General features: G+C 72.3%; 23 protein-coding genes. 19 read left to right on the forward strand and 4 right to left on the reverse strand.

From position 1 onward, the window contains the following. The first annotated feature begins 2 nt into the window (after window positions 1-2). The 8 genes from Sm713_RS02015 to Sm713_RS02050 all read left to right on the forward strand — a co-directional run bounded on the left by Sm713_RS02015 (window position 3) and on the right by Sm713_RS02050 (window position 9215). Window positions 3-1910: a cytochrome c biogenesis protein ResB gene (locus tag Sm713_RS02015; RefSeq protein WP_212907986.1), complete on the forward strand. Its 1908-nt coding sequence runs from the start codon at window positions 3-5 to the stop codon at window positions 1908-1910. Then, entirely contained in the window at window positions 1907-3016 is a 1110-nt protein-coding gene (ccsB, locus tag Sm713_RS02020; RefSeq protein ID WP_212907987.1) for a c-type cytochrome biogenesis protein CcsB, read from the forward strand. Before Sm713_RS02015 ends, ccsB begins: the two co-directional genes overlap by 4 nt. Before the next feature lie 181 nt (window positions 3017-3197). Beyond that, window positions 3198-3608 carry a PLD nuclease N-terminal domain-containing protein gene (locus Sm713_RS02025; protein ID WP_212907988.1) on the forward strand — a complete coding sequence of 137 codons (411 nt, stop codon included), beginning with the start codon at window positions 3198-3200 and terminating at the stop codon, window positions 3606-3608. A gap of 558 nt (window positions 3609-4166) precedes the next feature. After that, on the forward strand, window positions 4167-5624 hold the full coding sequence (locus Sm713_RS02030) for a menaquinone biosynthesis decarboxylase (RefSeq protein ID WP_212907989.1): 1458 nt from the start codon (window positions 4167-4169) through the stop codon (window positions 5622-5624). Continuing rightward, entirely contained in the window at window positions 5621-6541 is a 921-nt protein-coding gene (gene mqnP / locus Sm713_RS02035) for a menaquinone biosynthesis prenyltransferase MqnP (RefSeq protein ID WP_212907990.1), read from the forward strand. The genes Sm713_RS02030 and mqnP overlap by 4 nt, the downstream gene beginning before the upstream one ends. A 162-nt stretch (window positions 6542-6703) precedes the next feature. Continuing rightward, window positions 6704-7357 (forward strand): UbiX family flavin prenyltransferase, encoded by a 654-nt coding sequence (locus tag Sm713_RS02040; RefSeq protein ID WP_212911711.1) that lies wholly within the window; start codon window positions 6704-6706, stop codon window positions 7355-7357. A 257-nt stretch (window positions 7358-7614) separates the two neighbouring features. Further along, a complete protein-coding gene (locus Sm713_RS02045) occupies window positions 7615-8070 on the forward strand; it encodes an Lrp/AsnC family transcriptional regulator (protein WP_212907991.1) in 456 nt (151 codons plus the stop codon). Between the two features lie 164 nt (window positions 8071-8234). Then, window positions 8235-9215: an aminofutalosine synthase MqnE gene (locus Sm713_RS02050; protein ID WP_212911712.1), complete on the forward strand. Its 981-nt coding sequence runs from the start codon at window positions 8235-8237 to the stop codon at window positions 9213-9215. Window positions 9216-9225: 10 nt separating this feature from the next. Here Sm713_RS02050 and Sm713_RS02055 read toward each other — a convergent pair whose 3' ends face one another. Continuing rightward, a complete protein-coding gene (locus tag Sm713_RS02055; RefSeq protein ID WP_212907992.1) occupies window positions 9226-9645 on the reverse strand; it encodes an ATP-binding protein in 420 nt (139 codons plus the stop codon). Between the two features lie 252 nt (window positions 9646-9897). On the opposite strand from Sm713_RS02055, the gene Sm713_RS02060 reads away from it, so the two are divergent. The 4 genes from Sm713_RS02060 to Sm713_RS02075 are packed head-to-tail and all read left to right on the forward strand — an operon-like array spanning window position 9898 to window position 11365. Next, entirely contained in the window at window positions 9898-10746 is an 849-nt protein-coding gene (locus tag Sm713_RS02060; protein WP_212907993.1) for a helix-turn-helix transcriptional regulator, read from the forward strand. 11 nt (window positions 10747-10757) lie between these two features. Beyond that, window positions 10758-10949, forward strand: a complete 192-nt coding sequence (locus Sm713_RS02065; RefSeq protein ID WP_212907994.1) for a hypothetical protein — start codon at window positions 10758-10760, stop codon at window positions 10947-10949. Window positions 10950-10965: 16 nt separating this feature from the next. After that, window positions 10966-11157, forward strand: a complete 192-nt coding sequence (locus tag Sm713_RS02070; protein WP_212907995.1) for a hypothetical protein — start codon at window positions 10966-10968, stop codon at window positions 11155-11157. 16 nt (window positions 11158-11173) lie between these two features. Continuing rightward, window positions 11174-11365, forward strand: coding sequence for a hypothetical protein (locus tag Sm713_RS02075; protein WP_212907996.1), 192 nt, complete (start codon window positions 11174-11176; stop codon window positions 11363-11365). A gap of 187 nt (window positions 11366-11552) precedes the next feature. Here the strand turns inward: Sm713_RS02075 and Sm713_RS02080 are convergent, their stop codons facing one another. Then, a complete protein-coding gene (locus Sm713_RS02080; protein ID WP_212907997.1) occupies window positions 11553-13079 on the reverse strand; it encodes an alpha/beta hydrolase in 1527 nt (508 codons plus the stop codon). A gap of 208 nt (window positions 13080-13287) precedes the next feature. On the opposite strand from Sm713_RS02080, the gene Sm713_RS02085 reads away from it, so the two are divergent. The 4 genes from Sm713_RS02085 (at window position 13288) to Sm713_RS02100 (ending at window position 16648) form a co-directional block, all read left to right on the forward strand. After that, on the forward strand, window positions 13288-14481 hold the full coding sequence (locus Sm713_RS02085) for a sensor histidine kinase (protein ID WP_212907998.1): 1194 nt from the start codon (window positions 13288-13290) through the stop codon (window positions 14479-14481). Beyond that, window positions 14482-15159, forward strand: coding sequence for a response regulator transcription factor (locus Sm713_RS02090; protein WP_212907999.1), 678 nt, complete (start codon window positions 14482-14484; stop codon window positions 15157-15159). A 105-nt stretch (window positions 15160-15264) separates the two neighbouring features. Next, window positions 15265-15933 (forward strand): UdgX family uracil-DNA binding protein, encoded by a 669-nt coding sequence (locus Sm713_RS02095; protein WP_212908000.1) that lies wholly within the window; start codon window positions 15265-15267, stop codon window positions 15931-15933. 343 nt (window positions 15934-16276) lie between these two features. Next, window positions 16277-16648: a DUF4229 domain-containing protein gene (locus Sm713_RS02100; protein WP_212908001.1), complete on the forward strand. Its 372-nt coding sequence runs from the start codon at window positions 16277-16279 to the stop codon at window positions 16646-16648. 58 nt (window positions 16649-16706) lie between these two features. Here the strand turns inward: Sm713_RS02100 and Sm713_RS02105 are convergent, their stop codons facing one another. After that, window positions 16707-17261, reverse strand: coding sequence for a TetR/AcrR family transcriptional regulator (locus tag Sm713_RS02105; RefSeq protein WP_212908002.1), 555 nt, complete (start codon window positions 17259-17261; stop codon window positions 16707-16709). A gap of 141 nt (window positions 17262-17402) precedes the next feature. Between Sm713_RS02105 and Sm713_RS02110 the strand changes: the two genes are divergently transcribed. The 3 genes from Sm713_RS02110 to Sm713_RS02120 all read left to right on the forward strand — a co-directional run bounded on the left by Sm713_RS02110 (window position 17403) and on the right by Sm713_RS02120 (window position 21911). Then, window positions 17403-18401, forward strand: coding sequence for an aldo/keto reductase (locus Sm713_RS02110; protein WP_212908003.1), 999 nt, complete (start codon window positions 17403-17405; stop codon window positions 18399-18401). Window positions 18402-18823: 422 nt separating this feature from the next. Then, a complete protein-coding gene (locus Sm713_RS02115; protein ID WP_212908004.1) occupies window positions 18824-20941 on the forward strand; it encodes a SpoIIE family protein phosphatase in 2118 nt (705 codons plus the stop codon). Between the two features lie 349 nt (window positions 20942-21290). Then, on the forward strand, window positions 21291-21911 hold the full coding sequence (locus Sm713_RS02120) for a TetR/AcrR family transcriptional regulator (RefSeq protein ID WP_212911713.1): 621 nt from the start codon (window positions 21291-21293) through the stop codon (window positions 21909-21911). A 102-nt stretch (window positions 21912-22013) separates the two neighbouring features. Here the strand turns inward: Sm713_RS02120 and Sm713_RS02125 are convergent, their stop codons facing one another. Beyond that, entirely contained in the window at window positions 22014-22925 is a 912-nt protein-coding gene (locus Sm713_RS02125; protein WP_249416036.1) for a MaoC/PaaZ C-terminal domain-containing protein, read from the reverse strand. Between the last annotated feature and the right edge of the window lie 16 nt (window positions 22926-22941).

The following is a 22941-nucleotide window of genomic DNA, read 5'->3' on the forward strand; positions in this document are numbered from 1 at the left end:
CCATGAGCAAGTCCACGACGCACACCACGAACGACAGGGACGGCGTGGGCGCGCCGCAGGCCGAAGACCCGCCGCAGGCCGAGGACTCACCGCGGACCGCCGGCTCACCGCAGGCCGACGGCTCCGGCGCCTCCGACGACAGGGAGTACGGCGCCGCCGGCTCCCAGCTCTCCACCGCGCCCCGCGAGGAGACCCTGGCGAACCTGCCGTCCATGGGCGTGATCGGCTGGGCCCGGTGGTTCTGGCGCCAGCTCACCTCCATGCGCGTCGCGCTGCTCCTCCTCCTGCTGCTCTCCCTCGCCGCCATCCCCGGCTCGCTGATCCCGCAGAACAGCAACGACCTGAAGGTCCAGGAGTTCAGGACCGCCCACACCACGCTCGCGCCCGTCTACGACAAGCTCGGGCTCTTCCACGTCTACAGCTCGGTGTGGTTCTCGGCGATCTACATACTGCTGTTCATCTCGCTCATCGGCTGCATCGTGCCGCGCACCTGGCAGTTCGTGGGCCAGCTCCGCGGACGTCCGCCGGGCGCGCCCAGGAAGCTCGACCGGCTGCCCGTGTACAGCACGTGGCGCACCGCCGCCGGGCCCGACGAGGTGCGGGAGATCGCGTACGACGTGCTGCGGCGCCGCCGCTTCCGGACGCACACCGTGAACGGCGCGGTCGCCGCCGAGAAGGGCTACCTCCGCGAGACCGGCAACCTGATCTTCCACATCGCCCTGGTCGTCATGCTGGTGGCCTTCGCCTCCGGGCAGCTCTTCAAGTCCGAGGGCAGCAAGCTGATCGTGGAGGGCGACGGCTTCGCCAACACGCTCACGCAGTACGACGACTTCAGCTCCGGCAACCTCTTCGACCCGGGTGACCTGCCCCCGTTCAGCTTCACCCTCCAGAAGTTCGTCGGCACCTACGAGCGCTCGGGCCCGAACCGCGGCACCCCCCGCACGTACAAGGCGTACATCACCTACAGCGACGGCGTCGACGGGGCCCCGAAGAAGACGACGATCCAGGTCAACGAGCCGTTGAAGATCTCCGGATCGAAGGTCTACCTCATCAACCACGGCTTCGCCCCGACGGTCACCGTCCGGGACGGGCGGGGCAAGGTCGTCTACCACGACTCGGTGCCGCTGCTGCCGATCGACTCCAACGAGACGTCGTCCGGCGCGATCAAGGTGCTCGACGGCTACCGCAACGCCGCGGGCAAGCGGGAGCAGCTCGGCTTCAACGCCTTCTTCGTGCCGTCCTTCGCGGGCGCGGGCAAGGGCCAGATGTTCTCGACGTTCCCCTCCGCGGACAACCCGGTGCTGGCGCTCTCCGCCTACCACGGCGACCTCGGCGTGGACTCCGGCGTGCCGCAGAACGTCTACCAGCTCGACACCGCCCACCTGAAGAAGTTCGAGGACGCCAAGGGCGCCCTGCTGAAGCAGCGGCTGAAGCCGGGGCAGACCATGAAGCTGCCGAACGGCGAGGGGTCGATCACGTTCGACCGGAACCTCCAGCAGTGGGCCAGCTTCCAGATCACCCACCAGCCCGGCAGCGGCTGGGCGCTCGGCGGTGCCATCGCCGCCATCGGGGGCCTCGCCGGGTCGCTCTTCATCCAGCGGCGCAGGGTCTGGGTGCGCGCCACCGCCGGCCCCGACGGCCGCACGGTGGTGGAGATGGCGGGCCTCGGACGCAGCGAGTCCGCCCGGCTCCCGCAGGAGCTGGGCGACCTGGCCGCGCTCGTCCACGACCGCGCCCCGAGCGTCCGCCACGACGACGTGCCCCCGGACACCCCCGACACCCCGGACACCACCGGGCCAAACTCCGCGTCCGGCGCCGCCGGCGCGGCCCCGAGCGGCCCCGACGCCGCGGGGACATCCACCCCCGAACCTCATCCCCACGTCGCATCCGCCGAAGGGGCCACGAAGTGAACCAGCTCGCCGCCACCACCAACGAGAACCTGGCGCACATCAGCAATGTGCTGATCTACTCCGCCATCGCCGTCTACCTGCTGGCCTTCTTCGCCCACACGGGCGAGTGGCTGCTCGGCAGCCGCAGCAAGGTGGGCCGCACGGCCGCCGCGCTCACCGCGTCCTCCGCCTCCTCCGCGGCGAACGGTGCCGCGGCCACCGCGGGCCCGGGGGTGCAGGTCAGGCAGCAGAGCGGCGGAACCGCCGTGCTGGAGCGCCCCGAGGTGGTGACCCGCACCGCGGCCGGCCGCCGCAACGTTCCCGACGGCCCCGGCGCCCACGGCGGCGACGCCCAGGGCGACATGTACGGCCGGATGGCCATCTCCTTCACGGTGCTCGCCTTCCTGGTGGAGGCGGGCGGCGTCCTCACGCGCGCGCTGTCCGTGCAGCGGGCGCCGTGGGGCAACATGTACGAGTTCAACATCACGTTCTCCACGGTGGCCGTCGCCGTCTACCTCGCTCTGCTGGCGCTGAAGAAGAACGTCCGCTGGATCGGCCTGCCGCTGGTCCTCACGGTCCTGCTCGACCTCGGCCTCGCCGTCACCGTCCTCTACACGGCCAGCGACCAGCTCGTGCCGGCCCTGCACTCGTACTGGCTGTGGATCCACGTCTCCACCGCCATCTTCTGCGGCGCCTGCTTCTACGTGGGCGCGGTCGCCACGCTGCTGTACCTCTTCCGGGACAGCTACGAGGCGAAGCTCGCGGCGGGCGGGCAGCCCGGCGCGTTCGCCACGTCCGTGCTGGAGCGGCTGCCCGCGGCGTCCTCGCTCGACAAGCTCTCCTACCGGGTGAACGCGGCGGTCTTCCCGCTGTGGACGTTCACGATCATCGCGGGCGCCATCTGGGCCGGCGACGCGTGGGGCCACTACTGGGAGTGGGACCCGAAGGAGACCTGGTCGTTCATCACCTGGGTCGCCTACGCCGGCTACCTGCACGCCCGCGCCACGGCCGGCTGGAAGGGCCGCAAGGCCGCCATCCTGGCCCTGGTCGCCTTCGGCTGCTGGCTCTTCAACTACTACGGCGTCAACATCTTCGTCTCCGGCAAGCACTCGTACGCGGGGGTCTGACGGTACGCGCGTGTGACGGCATGGACGGCATGCGCGTCTGACGGTACCCGCGCGTCCGGCGGCACGCGGGCAGGCGCCCGGCACGCCGTATCCGGCCCGTCGGCCACCGTTGGGGCCCGCTACCCTGTGGGCTCCACACGGGCCCGACGGGCCCCACGCCTTCCGGGGGGAGCGGACCGAGATGCTCAGGTATGTGCCCTATCTGCTGGTGCTCGCACTGTGGATCTACGCCTTCATCGACTGCCTGACCACTCCCGAGGAAGAGGTCAGGTACCTCCCGAAGGTGGCGTGGGTCCTCATCGTGCTGCTCTTCGGCGAGGTGCTGGTGGGCCCGATCGCTTGGCTGATCGCGGGCAAGCAGCGCGGGCCCCTGCGGGCGGCCGGCGCCACACCGTCCGAGTGGCACAGGAACCACCGCACGCAGTGGCAGGCCCCTGACGACGACCCCGAGTTCCTCGCATCCCTCCGCAACGACAACAAGAAGGACGAGGCGCTCCTCAAGGACTGGGAGGCGGATCTCCGGCGCCGCGAGGAGGACCTGCGCCGCAGGGCCGGCGAGGCCGGCGGCACCCCGGACACCGAGCAGCCCTGACCCTCAGCCTGAACTCGGGGCCCAGCCCCGGTGCCCCGAAAGGGGCGCGGGGAACTGCGCGACCAGCCACGACGAGACCGTCAGGTCGTCACCGTCCCGAGGGGGCTGGTTCTGCCGTCTCCGGACCACCGGCCGGTGAGGGTTGTTCGCGCAGTTCCCCGCGCCCCTTTCGGGGGCGCCCCGACGGCGAGGTCGAGCCCACCTCAGGGGCGCGGGGAACTGCGCGACCAGCCACGACGAGACGGTCAGGTCGTCACCGTCCCGAGGGGGCAGTCGCTGTCGTTTCCGGACCACCGGCCGGTGGCTGGTTGCTCGCGCCCACGCGGCGGAGCCGCACATCGATACAGCCCCGCGCCCCTGGGTCGGCCGGGGCACAGCTCTCGATCCCGAGAACCCTCAGCCGGGGCACTGAGGGGCACCGGGGCTGAGACCCAGATCCCGAGAACCCTCAGCCGGTCGCACCGAGGGGCACCGGGGCGCAGCCCCGAGTCCGGAGTGCCGGGGCCACGGAGCGGGGCGGGCGCAGGGGGCGCCGCCCCCTCGGCGATACTGGACCCCATGGCATACGACGATCTTCGCTCGCTGCTGAGGGCCCTGGAGCGCGAGGGCGACCTCAAGCGCATCAAGGCCGAGGTCGACCCCCACCTCGAAGTCGGGGAGATCGTCGACCGCGTGCAGAAGGCCAAGGGCCCGGCCCTCCTCTTCGAGAACGTCAAGGGCTCCGACATGCCCCTGGCGATGAACGTCTACGGCACGGACCGCCGCCTGCTGAAGGCACTCGGCCTGAAGTCCTACGCCGACATCAGCGACCGCATCGGCGGGCTCCTGAAGCCCGAACTGCCGCAGGGATTCACGGGCGTGCGCGAGGCGTTCGGCAAGCTCGGCGCGATGGCGCACGTGCCGCCGAAGAAGGTGAAGCAGGGCTCCGCCCCCGTCCAGGAGGTGGAGCTGCACGGAGACGGCGTCGACCTGAACCGGCTGCCCGCGCTGTTCACCTGGCCGAAGGACGGCGGCTCGTTCTTCAACCTCGGCCTCACGCACACCAAGGACCCTCAGACGGGCGTCCGCAACCTCGGCCTGTACCGGCTCCAGCGGCACGACCGGCGCACCATCGGCATGCACTGGCAGATCCACAAGGACAGCCGCAACCACTACCAGGTCGCCGCCCGGCGCGGCGAGCGGCTGCCCGTGGCGATCGCCTTCGGCTGCCCGCCCGCCGTGACCTACGCGGCGACGGCGCCGCTGCCCGGCGACATCGACGAGTACCTCTTCGCGGGCTTCGTGCAGGGCAGGCGGATCGAGATGGTCGACTGCCGGACGGTGCCGTTGCAGGTGCCCGCGCAGGCCGAGGTGGTCCTGGAGGGCTGGCTGGAGCCCGGCACCATGCTCCCGGAGGGCCCGTTCGGCGACCACACCGGCTTCTACACCCCCAAGGAGCCGTTCCCGGCGCTGACCATCGACTGCGTCACGATGCGCAAGCGGCCGCTGCTCCAGTCCATCGTGGTGGGCCGCCCGCCGACGGAGGACGGCCCGCTCGGCCGCGCCACGGAAAGGTTCTTCCTGCCGCTCCTCAAGATCATCGTGCCGGACATCGTGGACTACCACCTGCCGGAGGCGGGCGGCTTCCACAACTGCGCCATCGTCTCGATCGACAAGAAGTACCCGAAGCACGCGCAGAAGGTCATGCACGCCGTGTGGGGCGCGCACATGATGTCGTTGACGAAGCTGATCGTGGTCGTCGACGCGGACTGCGACGTGCACGACCTGCACGAGGTCGCCTGGCGCGCCCTCGGCAACACCGACTACGGACGCGACCTGAGCATCGTCGAGGGCCCCGTCGACCATCTGGACCACGCCTCGTACCAGCAGTTCTGGGGCGGGAAGGCGGGCATCGACGCCACGCGGAAGCTGCCCGAGGAGGGCTACACGCGCGACGGGGGCTGGCCGGACATGATCCTGTCCGACCCTGATACGGCGGCGACCGTCGACCGCCGGTGGAGGGAGTACGGCTTTTGAGTACCGTCGAAGGAGTCATCGGCGGGCCGGGTCCGGCCCAGCCGCACGGCAGGGTCAGGGCGTTCCTCCGCCTGGTGATGATCGAGCACTCGGTCTTCGCGCTGCCGTTCGCGTACATCGCCTCGCTGACGGCGATGTACGGCCTGGACCGGAACGTCCACTGGGGCCGGCTGCTGCTGGTGACCGTCGCCATGGTGGGCCTGCGCACGTTCGCGATGGCCTGCAACCGGATCATCGACCGGGAGATCGACGCCCGCAACCCGCGCACGGCGGGCCGCGAGCTGGTCACCGGCGCGGTGAGCGTGCGGTCCGCGTGGACGGGCGCGCTGATCGCGGTGGCCGTCTTCCTGGGCGCGGCGGCGCTGCTGAACCCGCTCTGCCTGGCGCTCGCGCCGATCGCCGTGGTGCCGATGGTGGTGTACCCGTACGGCAAGCGGTTCACGAACTTCCCGCATGCCATCCTCGCCGTGGCGCAGGCGATGGGCCCGATCGGCGCCTGGATCGCGGTCACCGGCGAGTGGTCCTGGCCGGCGGTGCTGCTGGGCCTCGCGGTCGGGGTGTGGATCGGCGGCTTCGACCTGATCTTCGGCTGCCAGGACGTGCAGGCGGACCGGGCGCACGGCGTGATGTCGGTGCCGGCCCGCTTCGGCATCCCGGCCGCGCTGCACGGCGCCCGAGCCTGCCACGTCGTGGTGATGGGCCTCTTCGCGTGGTACGCGGTCGAGACCCACGCGGGCCCGTTCTTCTGGTTCGGCCTGCTGGTGGTCGCGGGAGCGTTCCTCTACGAGCACTCGATCGTCCGCCCGCACGACCTGTCCCGCCTGAACAGGGCGTTCTTCACCGTCAACGGTTTCATCGGCATCGCCCTCTTCGTGTGCGCGCTGCTGGACCTGCTGGTACGGGGGCTGACCGTCTGACCGTCCGAGCCCCGGTCGCCCGTGGGCGCCGGAGCGACCGGGGGAGAGGGCCGGCAGGGTGACCTGGGAACGGGACCCGGTCGCCGCGCCGCTAGGCTCGGTGCCGTGGAGCACGAGAACGCACCCGGTCACCCGGGGACGGGCGAGGGCGCGCCGGAGCGTGTGCCCTGGATCGTGGGCGTCTCCGGCGCCTCCGGCACGCCGTACGCCGCCGCCGTGCTGCGCGCGCTGCTCGCCGCCGGCGAAGGTGTCGACCTGATCGTCTCCCGGGCGTCCCGGCTGACCGTGCTGGACGAGACCGGGATCGCGTTCCGGGACGCCCACTGGCAGTCCGACCTGGGCCGATGGCTGGCCCGCGGCGCGGACGGAACGCCGGACGCCTTCAAGGACGTGGACACGACACGCGTGCGGTACTGGCCCGCGGGCGACCTCGCGGCGGGCCCGTCCTCCGGCTCGTACCGGACGAAGGGCATGGTGATCGTGCCGGCGTCGACGGCGTGCGTGGCGGGGGTCGCGCTCGGCCTCTCCAAGGACCTGCTGCAACGCGCGGCGAGCGTGACGCTGAAGGAGCGGCGGGCGCTGGCGGTCGCGGTCCGGGAGAGCCCGCTGAACGGGCAGACGCTGCGGCACCTGGTGGCCCTCGACGACGCGGGAGCGAGCGTGGTGCCCGCCTCACCGGCCTTCTATGCGGGCGCCACCCACATCCAGGACCTGGTGGACTTCGTCGCCGGCCGGGTGCTCGACGCGGCGGGGGTCGGACACACGTTGTACCGCCGCTGGGAGGGGGCGCTGGGCGGCGGGGCGGGGAGCGGTTGACGGCGCGCACCGCGTCCGGGGCCGGCGACCGCGGCCGGACGGTGCCCGGGATGCGCCAGGCGGGCGCCCGTACCTTGCGGGGGCCTCTTCACCACCCGGGTGAGCTGATGGGTTCGCAGGCTGCCGACGCTGGGTGCCTTAGATTCTAGACTTACGGATTCCGGCGGGACCGCGGAACGCGGGACCGCCGAGCGTGGCACTGCGGAACGCGGGACCGCAGAGCGCGGGACCGCGACACGATGAAAGGCAATGGAGCTATGGACGCCGTGGACAGGCAGCTCATCCAGGCCCTGCGCGAGAACGGCAGGGCCTCCTACGCCGAACTCGGCCGTCTCGTCGGTCTCTCCGGGCCCAGCGTCACGGACCGCATCAACCGCCTGGAGGCGGCCGGCGTCATCACGGGCTACCGCGCCACGGTCGACTCGGCGTCCCTGGGCCTCGGCGTCACCGCCCTCATCGGCATCTCGCTGTCCGACGCCACCGACCACGAGGACGTCGCCCACCGGCTGCGGGACCTCCATGAGGTCGAGGACTGCTGGTTCATCGCGGGCGACGACTCGTACATGCTCAAGGTCCGCGCCAACAACGTCGACGGGCTGGAGAAGACGATCAGACGGCTCTCCGGGACGAAGGGGGTCTCCCGGACGCGTACCACGATCGTGCTGTCCACGAAGTGGGAGAACCGGGTCGGGGACCTGCCCGAGGAGATCTGAGCCCTTCCGGAACCCGGCCGCCTCGCGGGGCGCGCCGCAGGTGGGGTTGGGTGCGGGGCGGCGGGGGCCGCTGGCGTACGGTGAACGGGGCCCGCGGCGCCCGCCGGGAGACGGCAGGGAGCGGCCCGGAACGAACGGTCAGGCACATGGGAGGCGGTCGGCGCATGGACGCGGGGCTGAGGCGCGAGCTCGACGAGAAGGTCCGCGGCGGCGAGCGGCTGTCCCGCGAGGACGGGCTCGCGCTGTACGGGTCGGACGACCTGGCGTGGCTCGGCGACCTGGCCCACGAGGCACGCACCCGGAGGCACGGCGACGCGGGGTACTTCAGCGTCAGCCGCGGGCTGGTCCTGGCGGACGGTTCCGGCGTCGAGGAGGCCGTCCGGCATGCGGCGGCTCTGGGGGCCGACGGCGTGACCGAGCTGCGCGTCGGGATCGGCCAGGGCCTCGACCGGGACGCGTGCACGAGCGCGCTGCGGGCGCTGCGCGAGGCCGCGCCCGGGATCGCACTAAGGGCGTGCACGGCCGCGGACGTGCACCGTTTCGAGACGGCGACCGGCCTGTCCGCGGACGAGATCCTCGCCGAACTCGTGGATGCCGGCCTTGAGTCGTTCACGGCCGACGCCGGCCCCGGGGAGGACGGCTGGGAGGACTGGTCCCGCATCCACCGCCTCGCCCACGCCAAGGGCCTGAAGACGCCCGCCGCCCTGCTCCTCGACCGCGACCGGGACCTTCCGCACCGCGTCGACGACCTCCTGCGGCTGCGCGAACTCCAGGACGAGACCGGCGGGTTCCCCGTCTTCGCCCCGCTGGGCGGCGCGCTCACCGGTTTGGAGATCCTGAAGACGTTCGCGGTCTCGCGCCTGCTCCTCGACAACGTCCCGCACCTCGCGGCCTGCTGGGCGACGCACGGCGAGCGCGCGGCGCTGCTGGCACTCCAGCACGGCGCGGACGAGGTGGACGCGTCGTTCGTCAACGCCCAGGAGAGTTCGGACGCGCCCGCGGAGCCCACCCGGGACGACCTGCTGGACCTCGTCCGGGACGCGGGCTTCCGGCCCGTCGAGCGGGACGCGCGGTACGAGGTCGTGCGGGAGCACGAGGGGGCCGACCCCGGACGCCGGGACGCGCCGCAGCCGATGCGGGTCTGACGCAGGCCGTTCACGGGCGGACCGCAAGCCCGGCGATGACGGAGGTACCGCGCACGGGCCGCGGCCGGGTGCCCCAGACAGCCGCAAGATGATCGACGAGGACGAGGCCGCGCCCGCCCTCGGACTCCACGCAGGGGCGCGCCACCACGGGCGTGCGCGCGCCGTCGCGCGACGCGGGATCGGACACGGCGAGCCAGTAGTGGCCGTCCGCGGGCCACAGCACGAGTTCGACGAGGTCGTCCCCGGCGGGCCGGGTGCCGTGCCGGATGGCGTTGGTGACCAGCTCGGACGTCAACAGCGTGAGGTCGTCCCTCAGATGGCGCCGCACCTCGGGCGCCAGCGCACCGGCAACGGCCCGCCGGGCCCTCGGCACGGACGCGGGGTGCGCGGGAAAGCGCCAGAGCGCGGGTACGACGGGGATCTCGGGCATGGCGAACTCCGTTGTGTACGTGAGGATGTGGGATCGCCGGTGGCCTACCGCCCTGGACGCGGGCACACCCGTCCCAGGGCGGACGGGCATGACCGCGCGGTGCGCTTCCGGCTGTTGCCTTGTGTAGCGTGCGCGTAACTGAACGCTAGCGTGCGTGTGGGTAAATGTCTGCACCGGCGATACAATTACCCCCCCATGGGGGTCGGAGGCCGGTTCCGGGGAGACGGGGCGCGGGCCAGATGAGGGGAAGGCATGTCGACGCGACGCACGCCAACTGAGCGCCAGAAGCGCCTGGGAGCGGAACTGCGCAAGCTCCGCACCGCCGCAGACATCTCCACCGAGTTCGCGGCTGGCCTGCTGGACATGGATCGCACGCGCATTGCCAACATGGAGTCCGGCATCCGGACCATCAGCCCCGAGCGTGTGCGGACGCTGGCCAGCAACTACGTCTGCGGTGACGACGCTTACGTCGAAGCGCTCGTGGATATGGCGCAGCCCAGCTCGGGCTGGTGGGAACGCTACCGGGGCAGCCTGCCCCAAGGCATGCTCGACATCGCCGAGATGGAAGCGCACTCGGTGCGTATGCGTGGCGCGAACACCGTGCACATTCCTGGACTGCTTCAGACGTCGGAGCACGCGACGGCCGTCTTTCGCACTGCCGTGCCCAAGCTCCCGGAACACGAAGTCGCGCTTCGCCTGGCGCACCGTTCCGAGCGCCAGCAGGTGATCACCGGTGACGAGGCAGTCCCGTATGTCGCCACCATCCACGAGGCTGCGCTCCGCATGCAGTTCGGCGGCCCCGACGTGGCCAGGGCCCAGTTGGAATACCTGCTGGACATGTCAGAGCGGGACAACGTGACCGTCCTGGTTCTGCCCTTCGCGAAGGGGGCCTTCCCGGGTGCTGGGCAGAACGCCGTGTATGTCGATGGGCCCGTGCCGCAACTCGACACGGTGCAGGTGGACAGCCTGCACGGAGCCGCCTTCCTGCACGCCGAGGGTCAACTCACGAAATACCGGGCACAGTTCGAGTGGTTGGAAGAGTTGGCCCTGCCGCCAGAGCGGTCGCGAGACTTCATCCGTGAGCTAGCACGCCAATTGTGAGGAACACCCTGATGCTTGAAATCACCTGGGAAGAGCCCTTTTGTGCCGAGGGAAATTCCTGCTTCCGCATAGGCACCGATACCGAAGGCAACGCCTACATAGCCGTCAACGGTCAGGAGGACCGTTACCTGAGGGACTCGGTCGGTGCCCTGCGCACGTTGATCCAGGACATCAAGGCGGGCAAGGCCGACCACCTGCTGTGAGCTTGGAGGAGCCGTCATGCCTGACATCGCCTGGGAAGCCCCCTTCTGCGGCGAAGGAAACTCCTGCTTCCGCATAGGCACCGACGCCGAAGGCAACGCCTACATAGCCGTCAACGGTCAGGAGGACCGTTACCTGAGGGACTCGGTCGGTGCCCTGCGCACGTTGATCCAGGACATCAAGGCGGGCAAGGCCGACCACCTGCTGTGAGCTGGGAGGAACCGCCATGCCTGACATCACCTGGGAAGCCCCCTTCTGCGCTGAAGGAAACAACTGCTTCCGCATAGGCACCGACGCCGAAGGCAACGCCTACATAGCTGTCAACGGTCAGGAAGCCCGTTACGTGACCGACTCCCTCGAAGCCCTGCGCACGCTGATCGCCGACATCAAGGCCGGCAAAGCAGACCACTTGCTGTGACCTGGTACTCCTGCCACAGGTCGTGCTCTTGCCGGTTGGGGGCCACGGCCTTCTCGGTCCCCGGCCGGCCGCGGCGAGGGGTTCGAGTTCCTCGCGCAGCCGGGCTCGCCCGCGCCGACGGGGTGCCGCCGGCGCGGCTGCCAAGGCTCGGGTGGCTGGGCGGATCAGCCCAGCCACTCCGCTCCCCTTACCCGTTCGGCTCCGCCGCGCAGGCGAGGTCCTCCGCCGGGCGCTGTCCGCCCGTCAGGAACGCCGTCACCGTGTTGTTCGCGCACATGTTGCGGCCGAACGGGTAGACACCGTGTCCGCCCTGGTCGGCGGTGACCATCGTGGCCCGGTCGCCGAAGGCCCGCCGCAGCTTCATGGCACCGGCCAGGGGTGTCCCCGGGTCGCGTTCGTTCTGCACCATCAGCACGTTGGACGGGCCGCGGTCGCCGATCCGCACCGGCGGCTCGATGTGGCTGTCCGGCCAGTACGCGCAGGGCTTGATGTTTCCGGTGGTGCCGCCCAGCATCGGGTACTTCAGCCGGTCGGTCGCGGCGTTGCGCTGGTAGTCCCGGACCGTGCCGGGCCAGCGCGAGTCACCGCAGATCACGTAGAGATGGCTGGCCAGGAGGTTCTCCGGGACCGGCGGCGGAGCCGGCAGCGGCTTGCCCTTGTCCAGCGCCTGCCATTCCTCGGCCAGCGTGGGCAGGAGGCCGTCGACGTAGAGCCGGTCGAACGTCACCCCGCGGAACAGCGTCCCGTCGATGCCGCCGACCGGCTCGGCGTCCAGCCGCTTCGCGAGTTCGAAGAACTTGGCGGTCACCTGCTTCGGCGTGGTGCCCAGACCGTACTCGGGGTGCGCGGCGGCGTACGCCGCGAAGTCCGGGAACCGGTCCTCCATGCCGCGGGCGAGCAGGCGGAAGTTCGCCAGGTCGTAGCCGCCGGGGCCCATGTTGCTGTCGAGCACGATCCGGTCGCTGCGCCCGGGGAACAGCGTCGTGTACACCGCGCCCAGGTAGCTGCCGTAGGAGGCACCGAGGTAGGAGGCCTTCTGCTCGCCCAGCGCCGCCCGGATCCGGTCCATGTCGCGCGCGGTGTTCGCGGTGGTGGTGTACGGCAGCATCCACGCCGTCCGCGACGTGGCGCACTGTTCGGCGACGGCCCGCGCTTTCGGCGCCTCCTTGGCGACGTCGGCCGCGGTATGCGCGTACGACGGGAAGTTGCCGCGTGCCTGCTGCTGCGGTGTCAGGTCGCAGGTGACCGGCGTGCTGCGGCCGACGCCACGCGGGTCGAAGCCGATCACGTCGTAGGCGTCGAGGACGGACTGCGGCAGCCTGGCGCCGGCGAGGAGGGCCGGGTAGTCGAGCCCGGAGCCGCCGGGGCCGCCCGGGTTGGTCAGCAGCACGCCGCGGCGCTTCGAAGGGTCCTTGCTCGCCAGGCGGGAGACGGCGATCTCGATCTGCCGGCCGCCGGGGTCTCGGTAGTCCAGCGGGACGCCGAGCGTCGCGCACCGGAGACGGGGCGCGTCGGCGTTCTCCGATCCGGCCTGTTGCGGTTCGCCCTTTTGCGATTCGGCCTGGTGCGATTCGGCCTGCTGCGGACACGGGCCCCACCGCAGGGCGTCCGGCGCGGCCGTCACCGTGTCCGCGGTCGCCGCCGCCGGCGCTCCCGGCACCGCTGCCGCCGCGACCGCGGTCGCGGCGAGGGCGAGGGAGAAGATCTTGCGCATCTGGTGTCCTCCTGGGGTGGCGCACGAGGCCGCGCGCCGGAACGGACGGGTGAGGGACACGAGTCTGTTCATCCGGCGTCACCGGCACATCGGCCCGGCGGCCCGAGTCACCTTCGACCGGAGTCGAAGCGGTGATCCGACCCTGGGCGGGGTCGGGAGTATCCCCAGGGCTGCTGCACCGGCCGCACGGTCTCGCGACAATGACGTGATGGACACGGACGTCGCGCCACCGCTCGGGGGGTGGCAGCAGACCTGGCGGCTGGTGGCGGCCGCGGCACTGGGCATCCCCTTCTGGCTCTCCACCGGAACGGCGCTGCCGCGGGGGTGCGCGACCGACACCTGCTCCTGGTTCGCCACCGGTGATCCGCTGGTGGCACTCGGCTGCCTGGCGGTGCTCCTGTTGCGGCGACGCTTCCCGCTCGCCGTCGCCATGGCGGTCGCCATCGCCCCGGGCGGCTCGGCACTCGCCACCGGTGCCGCGCTTCTGGCCCTGTGCTCGATCTCGACTCGTCGCCGTCCGGGGGAGATCGGAGCCGTCGCGCTCGGCTACGTGGCCGCGTCGCAGTTCACGCTCGTGCTCTACCCGATCGGGAGCCCGCCCGGCTCGGTATGGCTCCAACTCGCGCTCACGGCACTGAGCGCGGGCATCGCGGTGGCCATAGGCGTGGCCGTCGGCGCACGGCGCGTCGAGGTGCGGTCCCTGCGGGAGCGGGCGGAGAGCGCGGAACGGGAACAGACCGCACGGGCGGCGCAGGCGCGGGCCCTGGAACGGAACCGCATCGCCCGGGAGATGCACGACGTGCTCGCGCACCGGATCTCCCTCGTCGCCATGCAGGCCGGCGTGCTGGACCACCGCGGCAACCTCACCACCGAGGAGAACCGCACGTTGATCCGCGGCATAGCCGACGGCTCCCACCAGGCGCTGGAAGAACTACGAGACGTCCTCGGTGTGCTCCGCGCCGACCCGGGCCACCCGGAACCGCCGCAGCCCTCCCTGGACCGGATCCCGGAGCTGGTGGCCGACGCCCGCGCTTCGGGACTGGACGTCGCGCTCACCACCACGGTGACGGCAGAACCGTCCGACGCCGTGGGACGAACCTGCCACCGGGTCGTCCAGGAAGGACTGACCAACGCCGCCAAACACGCCCCGGGCGCCCGCGTACACGTCACCGTCGAAGGAACGGCCGGCAACGAACTGCACGTGAGCGTCCACAACTCCCCGGCCACCACGACGCCGACCACTCGACCGCCGGCATCGGGATTCGGCCTGCTCGGCCTCGCCGAACGCATCACCCTCGCCGGCGGAAAGCTCAGCCACGACCCGACACCCGAGGGCGGATACGTCCTCACCGCGCGACTACCCTGGCCGAACCACGACCACGACCACGAGAAGAGAAGCTGAGTGGACGGCGAGCGTGAGCCGGTGCGTGTCGTCATCGTCGACGACGAGCAACTGGTGCGGCTGGCGCTACGACTCGTCCTCGACGGCGAGCCGGACCTGACCGTCGTCGCGGAGGCGGCCGACGGGGACGCCGCGCTCACCGTGGTGGAGGAGCAGCGGCCGGACGTCGTGCTGATGGACATCCGGATGCCCGGCCGTGACGGTCTCAGCACGACCCGGGAACTCCTCACCCTGCCGGTGCCGCCCCGGGTGCTCATGCTGACCACGTTCGACTCCGACGATCTGGTGCTCGGCGCGCTGCGCGCCGGAGCCCTCGGGTTCGTCATGAAGGACACCCCGCCGGCACTGATCCTCGACGCGGTGCGCACGGTCGCGGGCGGGAACCCCGTGCTGTCCCCGGCGGCCACGGCACGAGTGATCGCCGCGGCCACGGGGCCGCGGTCCTCCGAGGCCCGCCGCTCGTCCCGCGAAGCCGCGCGGAAACGGCTGTCCGCGCTGAGCGCACGGGAACTCGACACCGCCCGGGCCATCGCGGACGGGCTGGGCAACCCGGAGATCGCCGAGCGCCTGCACATCAGCGTCGCGACCGTCAAGGCGCACACGGGCAACCTGTTCGCCAAGCTGGCGGTCCAGAACCGGGTGCAGATCGCGCTCCTGGTCCGCGGCGCGGAGGAATGACCGGCGCGGAGCAATGACCGGCTGCAACGCCACCCGGTAACCCCGGACGGCCCCCGGCGGAGGCCCCCGGCGAGTGACCCCCGTGGCCCGGGGTACCCGAGCCGCATGGCTGATGGGCGCCCGGCGGACGGGCCCGAGGACGCGTACAGTGCCGAACCCTTCGTTCCCGGGCGCGGCGGGATCGCCGCACTGCGCCGGGCGGCCGCGGACTGCCGAGGCTGCCCGTTGCACCGCGACGCCACCCGGACCGTCTTCGGCCAGGGCGACGAGCACGCCCGGGTGATGCTTGTCGGCGAGGAGCCCGGGGACCAGGAGGACCGGCAGGGCAAGCCCTTCGTGGGGCCCGCGGGGCACGTGCTCGACCGTGCGCTCGACGCCGCCGGCCTCGACCCCGGCCAGGCGTACATGACGAACGCCGTCAAGCACTTCAAGTTCAGCCGGGACCCCGCGCACGGCAAGCGCCGGATCCACAAGCCGCCCACCCTGCGCGAGTCGGCCGCCTGCGCGCCCTGGCTCGCCGCCGAGCTGACCGTCGTCGAACCCGAGGTCGTCGTCGTGCTCGGCGCCACCGCCGGCAAGGCCCTGCTCGGGTCGTCCTTCCGGGTGACGAAGGAGCGCGGCACCCTCATGGAGAGGGAGATCCACGGCCGCGTGGAACACCTGGTCGCCACCATCCACCCCTCCGCGGTGCTGCGCGCGGACAAGGACGACCGGGAAGAGGCGTTCGGCGGCCTCGTCGCCGACCTGGAGGTCGCGGTCCGGGCGCTCGCGTAAGCCCCGGGCCGCCTGCACGAGTCTCCGGCCGGTCGCGTAAGCCTCCGGCCGGTCGCGTAAGCCTCCGGGCGGTCGCGTAAGCCTCCGGCTCCGGGCGCTCGCGTACAGCCTCCGCCCGCTCCCGTAAGTCTCCGGCCGTCGGCGCAGTCCTCCGGCGCCCGGCGTGAGGCCCTGGTCAGGGGTGTCGGGCCCGACCCGCTGGCGGGAGCGGCCTTCCCGCGTGCTTCACTGGGCGGGCAGTACCGATTCAAAGGCATTGCCCGATTCGGACCGGTCGGAACGGGACTGACCGGAGCCGACCGGATCGGAAATCGGGACACTCCGGAACGGGAGTCGGATTCACATGCTCCGCTACACGCTGATGCGCCTGGGGATCTTCGCGGCCAGCTTCCTGGTCATCTGGGGCCTCGTCGTGGCCCGTGTCGTGCCGCGCGGCCTGGGCGGTTCCAACTACCTGTGGGTCGCCCTGCTCGCCCTGGTGATCTCCGCCCCCATCAGCTACGTGGTGCTGCGCAAGGAGCGCGACCGGGCCTCCGAGCACATCGTGGCCCGGGTGGACCGCGCCAAGGCGAACTTCGACCGCAACGCCAGCCAGGAAGACGCCGCCGACGACGCGGACCGCGCACGGCGCGCGCAGGACTCCCAGGGCACCCAGGCCGCCCAGGCCGGCCAGAGCGCTCAGGCCACCCAGGGCGCCCAGCAGCAGGCCGGCTGATCGGAGAAGGCCGGCTCACCCCCGGCCGCCTCACCCCCGGCCCGCTCACCCCGGGCCGTCAGGCGCTCAGCCCCGCCCGGACGACCGCGAGCATTCGGTCCCGCGCGGCCGGATCGGCCCCATGGCGTTCCCGGTCCAGGCAGCCCGCCAGCAGCGCCTTGACGTCGGAGATGTCGACGTCGGCGCGTAGCGCACCGGCCTGCTGGGCGCGCTGGAGGAGGCGGCCCCAGGCCCCCATCACGTCGTACCTGCTCTCGGCAGCGTCCGCCTCGAAGTCGTAGCCGGCGCCCGCGAGGGCGTCCACCACGCCGCGGTTCGCCGCGCCCTCGTCGACCATGAGCGAGAAGAAGGCGAAGAACGCCTCGCCGGGGTCCTCGCCCGTCGCCAGCGCGTCCGCCCGCCGCACGACCTGCTCCACGCGGTCGAGCAGCACCGCCTGGAACAGCGCCTCCTTGGTCGGAAAGTGCCTGCTGACGGTGCCGGTGCCCACCCCCGCGCGGCGGGCGATCTCGTGGACCGACACCGAAAGGCCCTCCGTGGCGAAGGCCTCGGCCGCCACGTCCAGGACCCGTGCCCTGTTGCGCCGGGCGTCGGCGCGCATCGGCCTGCTCATCGCATCGGCCTGTTCATCGAGCGGTGTCTCCAGCCCTCATAGACAACCGGGACGGGTGTCCCGTATCTTCGGTGAAGCGGGACGGGTGTCCCGCTTCTCTCTCGATTCTATGCGACGCCCCCGCCCGAACGGAGCCCTGCCATGCGCACGCTGAAACTCGGCGACACCGGACCGGAAGTCCCCGCGCTCGGCCTGGGGTGCGTCGGGCTGAGCGAGTTCTACGGCCCCGTGGACCGCGACGGCTCCCTCGCCACGCTCCACGCGGCCGCCGAGGTCGGCATGACCTTCCTGGACACCTCCGACTACTACGGCGTCGACTCCGCGAACGAGCGCCTGATCGGCGAGTTCCTGCCGAAGGCCGCGGCCGGCCGGAGCGGGTTCACCGTGGCCACCAAGTTCGGGCCGGTCCGCGCGCCCGGGACCGGCGAGCTGATCGGCGTGCGCAGCGACCCCGCCCACGTCCGTGCCGCGTGCGAGAGGAGCCTGCGCCGGCTGGGTACCGACCACATCGACCTCTACTACGTGCACCACCCCGACTTCGTCACCCCCATCGAGGAGACCGTCGGGGCCATGGCGGAACTCGTCGCCGCAGGCAAGGTCCGCCACCTGGGCCTGTCCAACGTGACCGCGGCCCAGCTGCGCGCCGGGCACCGGGTGCATCCCATCGCGGCCGTGGAGAACGAGTGGTCCCTGTTCACCCGCGAGTACGAGGACTCGGTGGTGCCGGTCTGTGCCGAACTGGGCATCGGCTTCGTCGCCTACTCGCCGTTCAGCCGCGGCTTCCTGACCGGACGCCACACCTCCACCGACGGGCTGGCCGCGGACGACCTGCGCCGCAGCATGCCCCGCTTCGCCGCCCCGAACGCCGTGCACAACGCCACCCTGCTGGCGCCGATCCGCCGCATCGCCGAGGCCCGCGGGGCGACCATGGCCCAGGTCGCCCTCGCCTGGCTCCTCCACCGTCCGGCCGTGCACGGCATCCCCGTCGTGCCGATTCCCGGCACCCGCAGCCCGCTGCGGCTCCGGGAGAACGCGGACGCGCTCCGCCTCACCTTGACCGGTGGGGAACTGGCCGTGCTCGACACCATCGCGCAGGAGGTCAAGGGGGAGCGGATGCCTCCGCCTCCCGATCTCGACTGAGGTGGTGCGGGGTCGGCGCTCCGGCCGGCTTCGGGCAGTCCCCTCCTGTTCGCGGACGCCTCCTCCTGTTCGCGGACGCCTCCTCCTGTTCGCGGACGCCTCCTCCTGTTCGCGGACGTCCCCTTCCTGCTCGTGGATGTCCTCTTCCCGCTCGTGGACGACTCCGGGCCGTGGGCGGTGTGTGGCGACTACATTGGGCTAATCTTGGATAAATGGGGCGTTGTCTCTTCCGCGGTCCCGGTCTCCACCGCGGCGCGAGCGTGGTCACCGGTGGTGACAGGTGTCGCGGCGGACGGGCCACCGCCGGAGGGTGACCGGATGGCACGCTCCGTGGTGAGGCGCGCTCCGTGGTGAGGCGCGCCCCGTGGTGAGCGGAGCGGGCCCCCGCGAACAGCGGCAGGTCGTGCGTAAGGCGGTAAGACGTGCACGGGAACGAGGACAGCGCCGCGGCACCCGCCGCGGAACGCCTCGACCTGGCGCTGGTCAGCGTCACCCGGGATGCCGGGGCGCACCTCGGGGCGCTGTACCTGAAGGTCCCGGAGCGGCAGGTGCTCAACATGAGCACGGTGACCGGAGCGCCGACGAGGCTGGCCAGGCCCTGGTCACGCGTGTCGCTGGCAGCGCCCGTGGCGACGGCGGAGGCAGCCCGCTCGGGTGTCCCGGTGTGGATCCCGGACCAGCAGGAGCTGGCCCGCCGCTTCCCCCGGACCGCGCTCTCCTTCCCGTACACGGTTGCCATGTACATCGTCCCGTTGATGGTCGACGGCACCTGCTGGGGTGCCGTGCTGCTGCTCTGGCCCGGCACGCGCCCCGCGGAGCTGTCCGCCGCCGAGGTGGCGCGGATCGGCGGGAGCGCCGAGGGGATGGCCCGGATGCTGAAGGAGGCCGCCGACAGGGGGAACGCGGTGGTGCCGAGGGACGAACCGCTCTCCCTGGGGGCGCCGAGCGAACCCGGTGAGCCCGCGGCCGCCCTCATGGAGCGTCTGAACGAGGGGTTCGCCGCACTCGACCTCCAGGGCCGGATCACCTTCGTCAACGCCGCGGCCGCCCGCCTGCTCGACCGCGACCCCGCCGATCTGGTGGGCGCCGAGCCCTGGAGGGCACTGCCCTGGCTGGGCGACCCGGACCACGAGAACGCCTACCTCGCCGCGATCTTCAGCCGCCTGCCCAGCGGCTTCGCCGCCCGGCGGCCGGACGGCGACTGGCTCTCGTTCCTGCTCTACCCCGACGCCACCGGCATCAGCGTGCGGATCAGGCCCGCGGAGGCCCCCGTCGGAGGGCGGGAGCCCGTGAGCGGTGAGCCCCCGGACGCCCCGGCCCGCGCCGGAACCCTGTTCCACCTCCTGCGCCTGGCCTCCGCGCTCACCGAGGCGGCGGACGTCGACGAGGTGACCCATTCGCTCATCGACCAGATGATGCCGGCGCTCGGCGCCCAGGGCCTGGCCCTGCTGGTCGCGGAGGAGGGCCGGGAGCGGGTGGCGGGCTCGGGCGGCTTCCCGCAGGAGCTTCCGGACCACTTCCAGGGCCAGCCGCTCGCCACCAGGTCCGAGGGCGTGCGGACGATGGAGAGCGGCGTCCCCGGCTTCCACCCCACCAACGCCGAGCTGCTGCGCACCTACCCCCACCACCCGCTCTACGGGCGCATGGCGGCCTGGGCGTTCATCCCCCTGACGGTCTCCGGCGGTACCTTCGGCTGCCTGGTGCTCGGGTACGACCGGCCACGGGCCTTCCCCCCGGACGAGCGCGCCGAACTCGTCTCGCTGGCGGGGCTGATCGCGCAGGCACTGGAGCGTGCCCGGCTCTACGACAACAACGCCCGGGTGGCACGCGGCCTCCAGGACGGGCTGCTGCCGCGCCGCCTGCCGCGGGTGCCCGGCCTGAAGGTCGCCGCACGCTACCGGCCCGCGACCCACGCCCTCGATGTCGGCGGCGACTTCTACGACCTCGTCGACTGCGGCGAGCGCACCGCGGGGGCGGTGATCGGCGACGTCCAGGGGCACAGCGTGCAGGCGGCAACGATGATGGGGCAGATCCGCAGCGCTGTTCACTCGCACGCGAGGGTCGGCGCCTCCCCCGAGGAGGTCCTCGCCCGCACCAACCGGCACGTGCTGGACCTGAGCGACGACATGTTCTGCAGCTGCCTGTTCGCCCACATCGACACCCCCGGCAAGCGGGTGCTCCTGGCCTCCGCAGGCCACCCGCCGCCCATCCTGCGCCATCCCGACCACCGCACCGAGGTGCTCGACCTGCCGCCCGGACTGCTCCTCGGCGTCGAGGAGGGCACGCGCTTCGAGACGGTGGAGGTGCCGGTGCGGCCCGGTGCGCTGCTCGCGCTCTACACCGACGGTCTCGTGGAGCGGCCCGGTACGGATCTGGGGGAGTCCATCGACCGCCTCGCCGACCAGCTCGCGGCTGCGGGGGACGAGCCGCCGGAGCTGCTCGCGGACATGATCGTGAAACGGGCCGAGGAGACCGTCGTCGAGCGGAGCAGCGACGACTTCGCCCTGCTGCTGGTCGAGTTCGAACGCGGGGTGCCCTGAGCGTTCCGAGGCCGGCCCCTGCCGATCCGCGATCAGCGAAGCCGCCGGCGCGGGCGCGTCACCTGTTCCGCCTGCTCCTGCGGTGACCAGGCAGGCGCCCGACGCAGGGGCGGGGGAACGGTGCGAGCGGGCCGTAGGCTTGCAGGGGGACGGACCCCGTGGCACGGGGTACGGGAAGGGGCACCGGGTGGACGTGGTGAAGGCCGAGCGCACCGGAGCGGCGTCCGGAGCGGCATCCGGCGCAGAGGAACGACGAGCGGAGCCGCGACCGGGGCTGGAGCTGCGAACGGAACCGGAGTCGGGAACGGAACGGGAGTCGCGAACGGAGCCGGAGCCACGGCGCAAGCGGATGCCGCGGGCGGTCCGCGAGCGGCAGATGCTGGACGCCGCCGTGCAGATCTTCGGCCGGCGCGGCTACCGTGCCGCCTCCATGGACGAGATCGCCGAGCTGGCGGGCGTCTCCAAGCCCCTCGTCTACCTGTACCTGAACTCCAAGGAAAGCCTCTTCACCGCCTGCATCCGCCGCGAGGCGGAAGCCCTCTCGGCCGCCGTGCGGGAGGGCGTGGACCTGTCGCTGCCGGCGGACCGCCGGCTCTGGGAAGGGCTGCGGGCGTTCTTCACGCACACCGCGGAGCACCCCGACGGATGGGCGATCCTGCACCGCCACGCCCGCACCCGTGGCGAGCCGTCCGCGGCCGAGGTCGAGGCGCTCCGCGCGGAGATCACCGCGTTCGTGGCGGAGCTGATCAGGGCGGCGGCCCGGGAGGCGCACGGCGGCCCGGGGCCGTCCGTCCGCGAGATGGAGGGCCTCGCGCAGGCCCTGGTCGGCGCGGCCGAGTCGCTGGCCGCCTGGGCGAACACGGACGGCGCCGTAGCGGCGAAGGACGCCGCGGCCACCCTGATGAACTTCGCCTGGGCCGGCCTCGGCAACCTGATGGCGGGGCGGACCTGGTCGCCTCCCCAGGGGTAGCACGGGTACGTTCCGGTGCTCCGGTGCTCCGGTGCTCCGGTGCTCCGGTGCTCCGGCGCCGGTCACCGTCTCGGCGTCGCTGCCCGCTCAGTTCAGCTCAGCTCAGCCTTCCAGCGGGGCGACCTCTCCGGCTTCGAGCGGGGCGACCTCTCCGGTGAGATGCACCCGCGTGCCGTCCCCGCCGGTGCCGCCGCGCAGCGCGAACGCCGTGTCCTCGGCGGCGTAGACCACCGTCGCCGGCAGCAGCACGGGCGCCCGGAACCGTGCCGCCACCTGCACGGGACCCCCGGCACCGTGCTCCGCCAGGCACCGCGCGACGGTCCACATGCCGTGCGCGATGGCCCGCGGGAAGCCGAACAGGCGGGCGGACAGCGGGTGCAGGTGGATCGGGTTCCGGTCCCCGGACACGGTGCCGTACCGCCGCCCCAGATCCCCGCCGAGCCGCCACTCGGCCCGGACGGGGAGGGCGCGGGCGGCGTCCTTGGGTGAGGCGGCGTCCTTGGGGGAGGCGGCGTCCTTGGGTGGGACGGACGGGGTGGGCGAGGCGGGCGGCGCCGCGTCCGCCGGGGTCCGGTGCCGTGCCAGATACGTGCTGCGGGACTCCCACACCAGCTCGCCCGCCGCCCGCGCCTCGGTCACGAGGTGTGCCTCGGTGCCGCGCCGGTGCGGTGCCAGTTCCACGGCGCGGACGCTCAGGGTGAACTCCTCACCGGCGCCGAGCTCCCGCACCTGCCGGATCCCGATCGAGGTGTGGACGAGCCCCAGCAGCGGCAGCGGGAACCGCCGGGCCGACATCAGCCGCATCCCCAGCGGGAACCCGAGCACATGCGGGTACGTCACCGGAAGGCCCGGCCCGCCCGCGGGGAACCCGCACAGCTCCCGGTACGCGGTGAGCGGCCCGTCCACCGCGCGCACCCCTTCGGCCACCACGGCTTCCCCGGGCAGTCCACGCCCCGCGCCCGGCCGCTTGAACGGCGAGAGCACGGCACCGCGGACGAGATGGGCGACCAGCACGGGGGACTCCTTCTAC

Origin of the sequence: Streptomyces sp. TS71-3 (genome assembly GCF_018327685.1) — a bacterium.
GTDB lineage: Bacteria > Actinomycetota > Actinomycetes > Streptomycetales > Streptomycetaceae > Streptomyces.

Coding starts and splice junctions, on each gene's coding strand:
- Sm713_RS02015 (WP_212907986.1), top strand. CDS start 3: ATGAGCAAGTCCACGACGCACACCACGAACGACAGGGACGGCGTGGGC.
- Sm713_RS02025 (WP_212907988.1), top strand. CDS start 3,198: ATGCTCAGGTATGTGCCCTATCTGCTGGTGCTCGCACTGTGGATCTAC.
- Sm713_RS02030 (WP_212907989.1), top strand. CDS start 4,167: ATGGCATACGACGATCTTCGCTCGCTGCTGAGGGCCCTGGAGCGCGAG.
- Sm713_RS02045 (WP_212907991.1), top strand. CDS start 7,615: ATGGACGCCGTGGACAGGCAGCTCATCCAGGCCCTGCGCGAGAACGGC.
- Sm713_RS02050 (WP_212911712.1), top strand. CDS start 8,235: ATGGACGCGGGGCTGAGGCGCGAGCTCGACGAGAAGGTCCGCGGCGGC.
- Sm713_RS02055 (WP_212907992.1), bottom strand. CDS start 9,645: ATGCCCGAGATCCCCGTCGTACCCGCGCTCTGGCGCTTTCCCGCGCAC.
- Sm713_RS02060 (WP_212907993.1), top strand. CDS start 9,898: ATGTCGACGCGACGCACGCCAACTGAGCGCCAGAAGCGCCTGGGAGCG.
- Sm713_RS02065 (WP_212907994.1), top strand. CDS start 10,758: ATGCTTGAAATCACCTGGGAAGAGCCCTTTTGTGCCGAGGGAAATTCC.
- Sm713_RS02070 (WP_212907995.1), top strand. CDS start 10,966: ATGCCTGACATCGCCTGGGAAGCCCCCTTCTGCGGCGAAGGAAACTCC.
- Sm713_RS02075 (WP_212907996.1), top strand. CDS start 11,174: ATGCCTGACATCACCTGGGAAGCCCCCTTCTGCGCTGAAGGAAACAAC.
- Sm713_RS02080 (WP_212907997.1), bottom strand. CDS start 13,079: ATGCGCAAGATCTTCTCCCTCGCCCTCGCCGCGACCGCGGTCGCGGCG.
- Sm713_RS02085 (WP_212907998.1), top strand. CDS start 13,288: ATGGACACGGACGTCGCGCCACCGCTCGGGGGGTGGCAGCAGACCTGG.
- Sm713_RS02095 (WP_212908000.1), top strand. CDS start 15,265: ATGGCTGATGGGCGCCCGGCGGACGGGCCCGAGGACGCGTACAGTGCC.
- Sm713_RS02100 (WP_212908001.1), top strand. CDS start 16,277: ATGCTCCGCTACACGCTGATGCGCCTGGGGATCTTCGCGGCCAGCTTC.
- Sm713_RS02105 (WP_212908002.1), bottom strand. CDS start 17,261: ATGAGCAGGCCGATGCGCGCCGACGCCCGGCGCAACAGGGCACGGGTC.
- Sm713_RS02110 (WP_212908003.1), top strand. CDS start 17,403: ATGCGCACGCTGAAACTCGGCGACACCGGACCGGAAGTCCCCGCGCTC.
- Sm713_RS02120 (WP_212911713.1), top strand. CDS start 21,291: ATGCCGCGGGCGGTCCGCGAGCGGCAGATGCTGGACGCCGCCGTGCAG.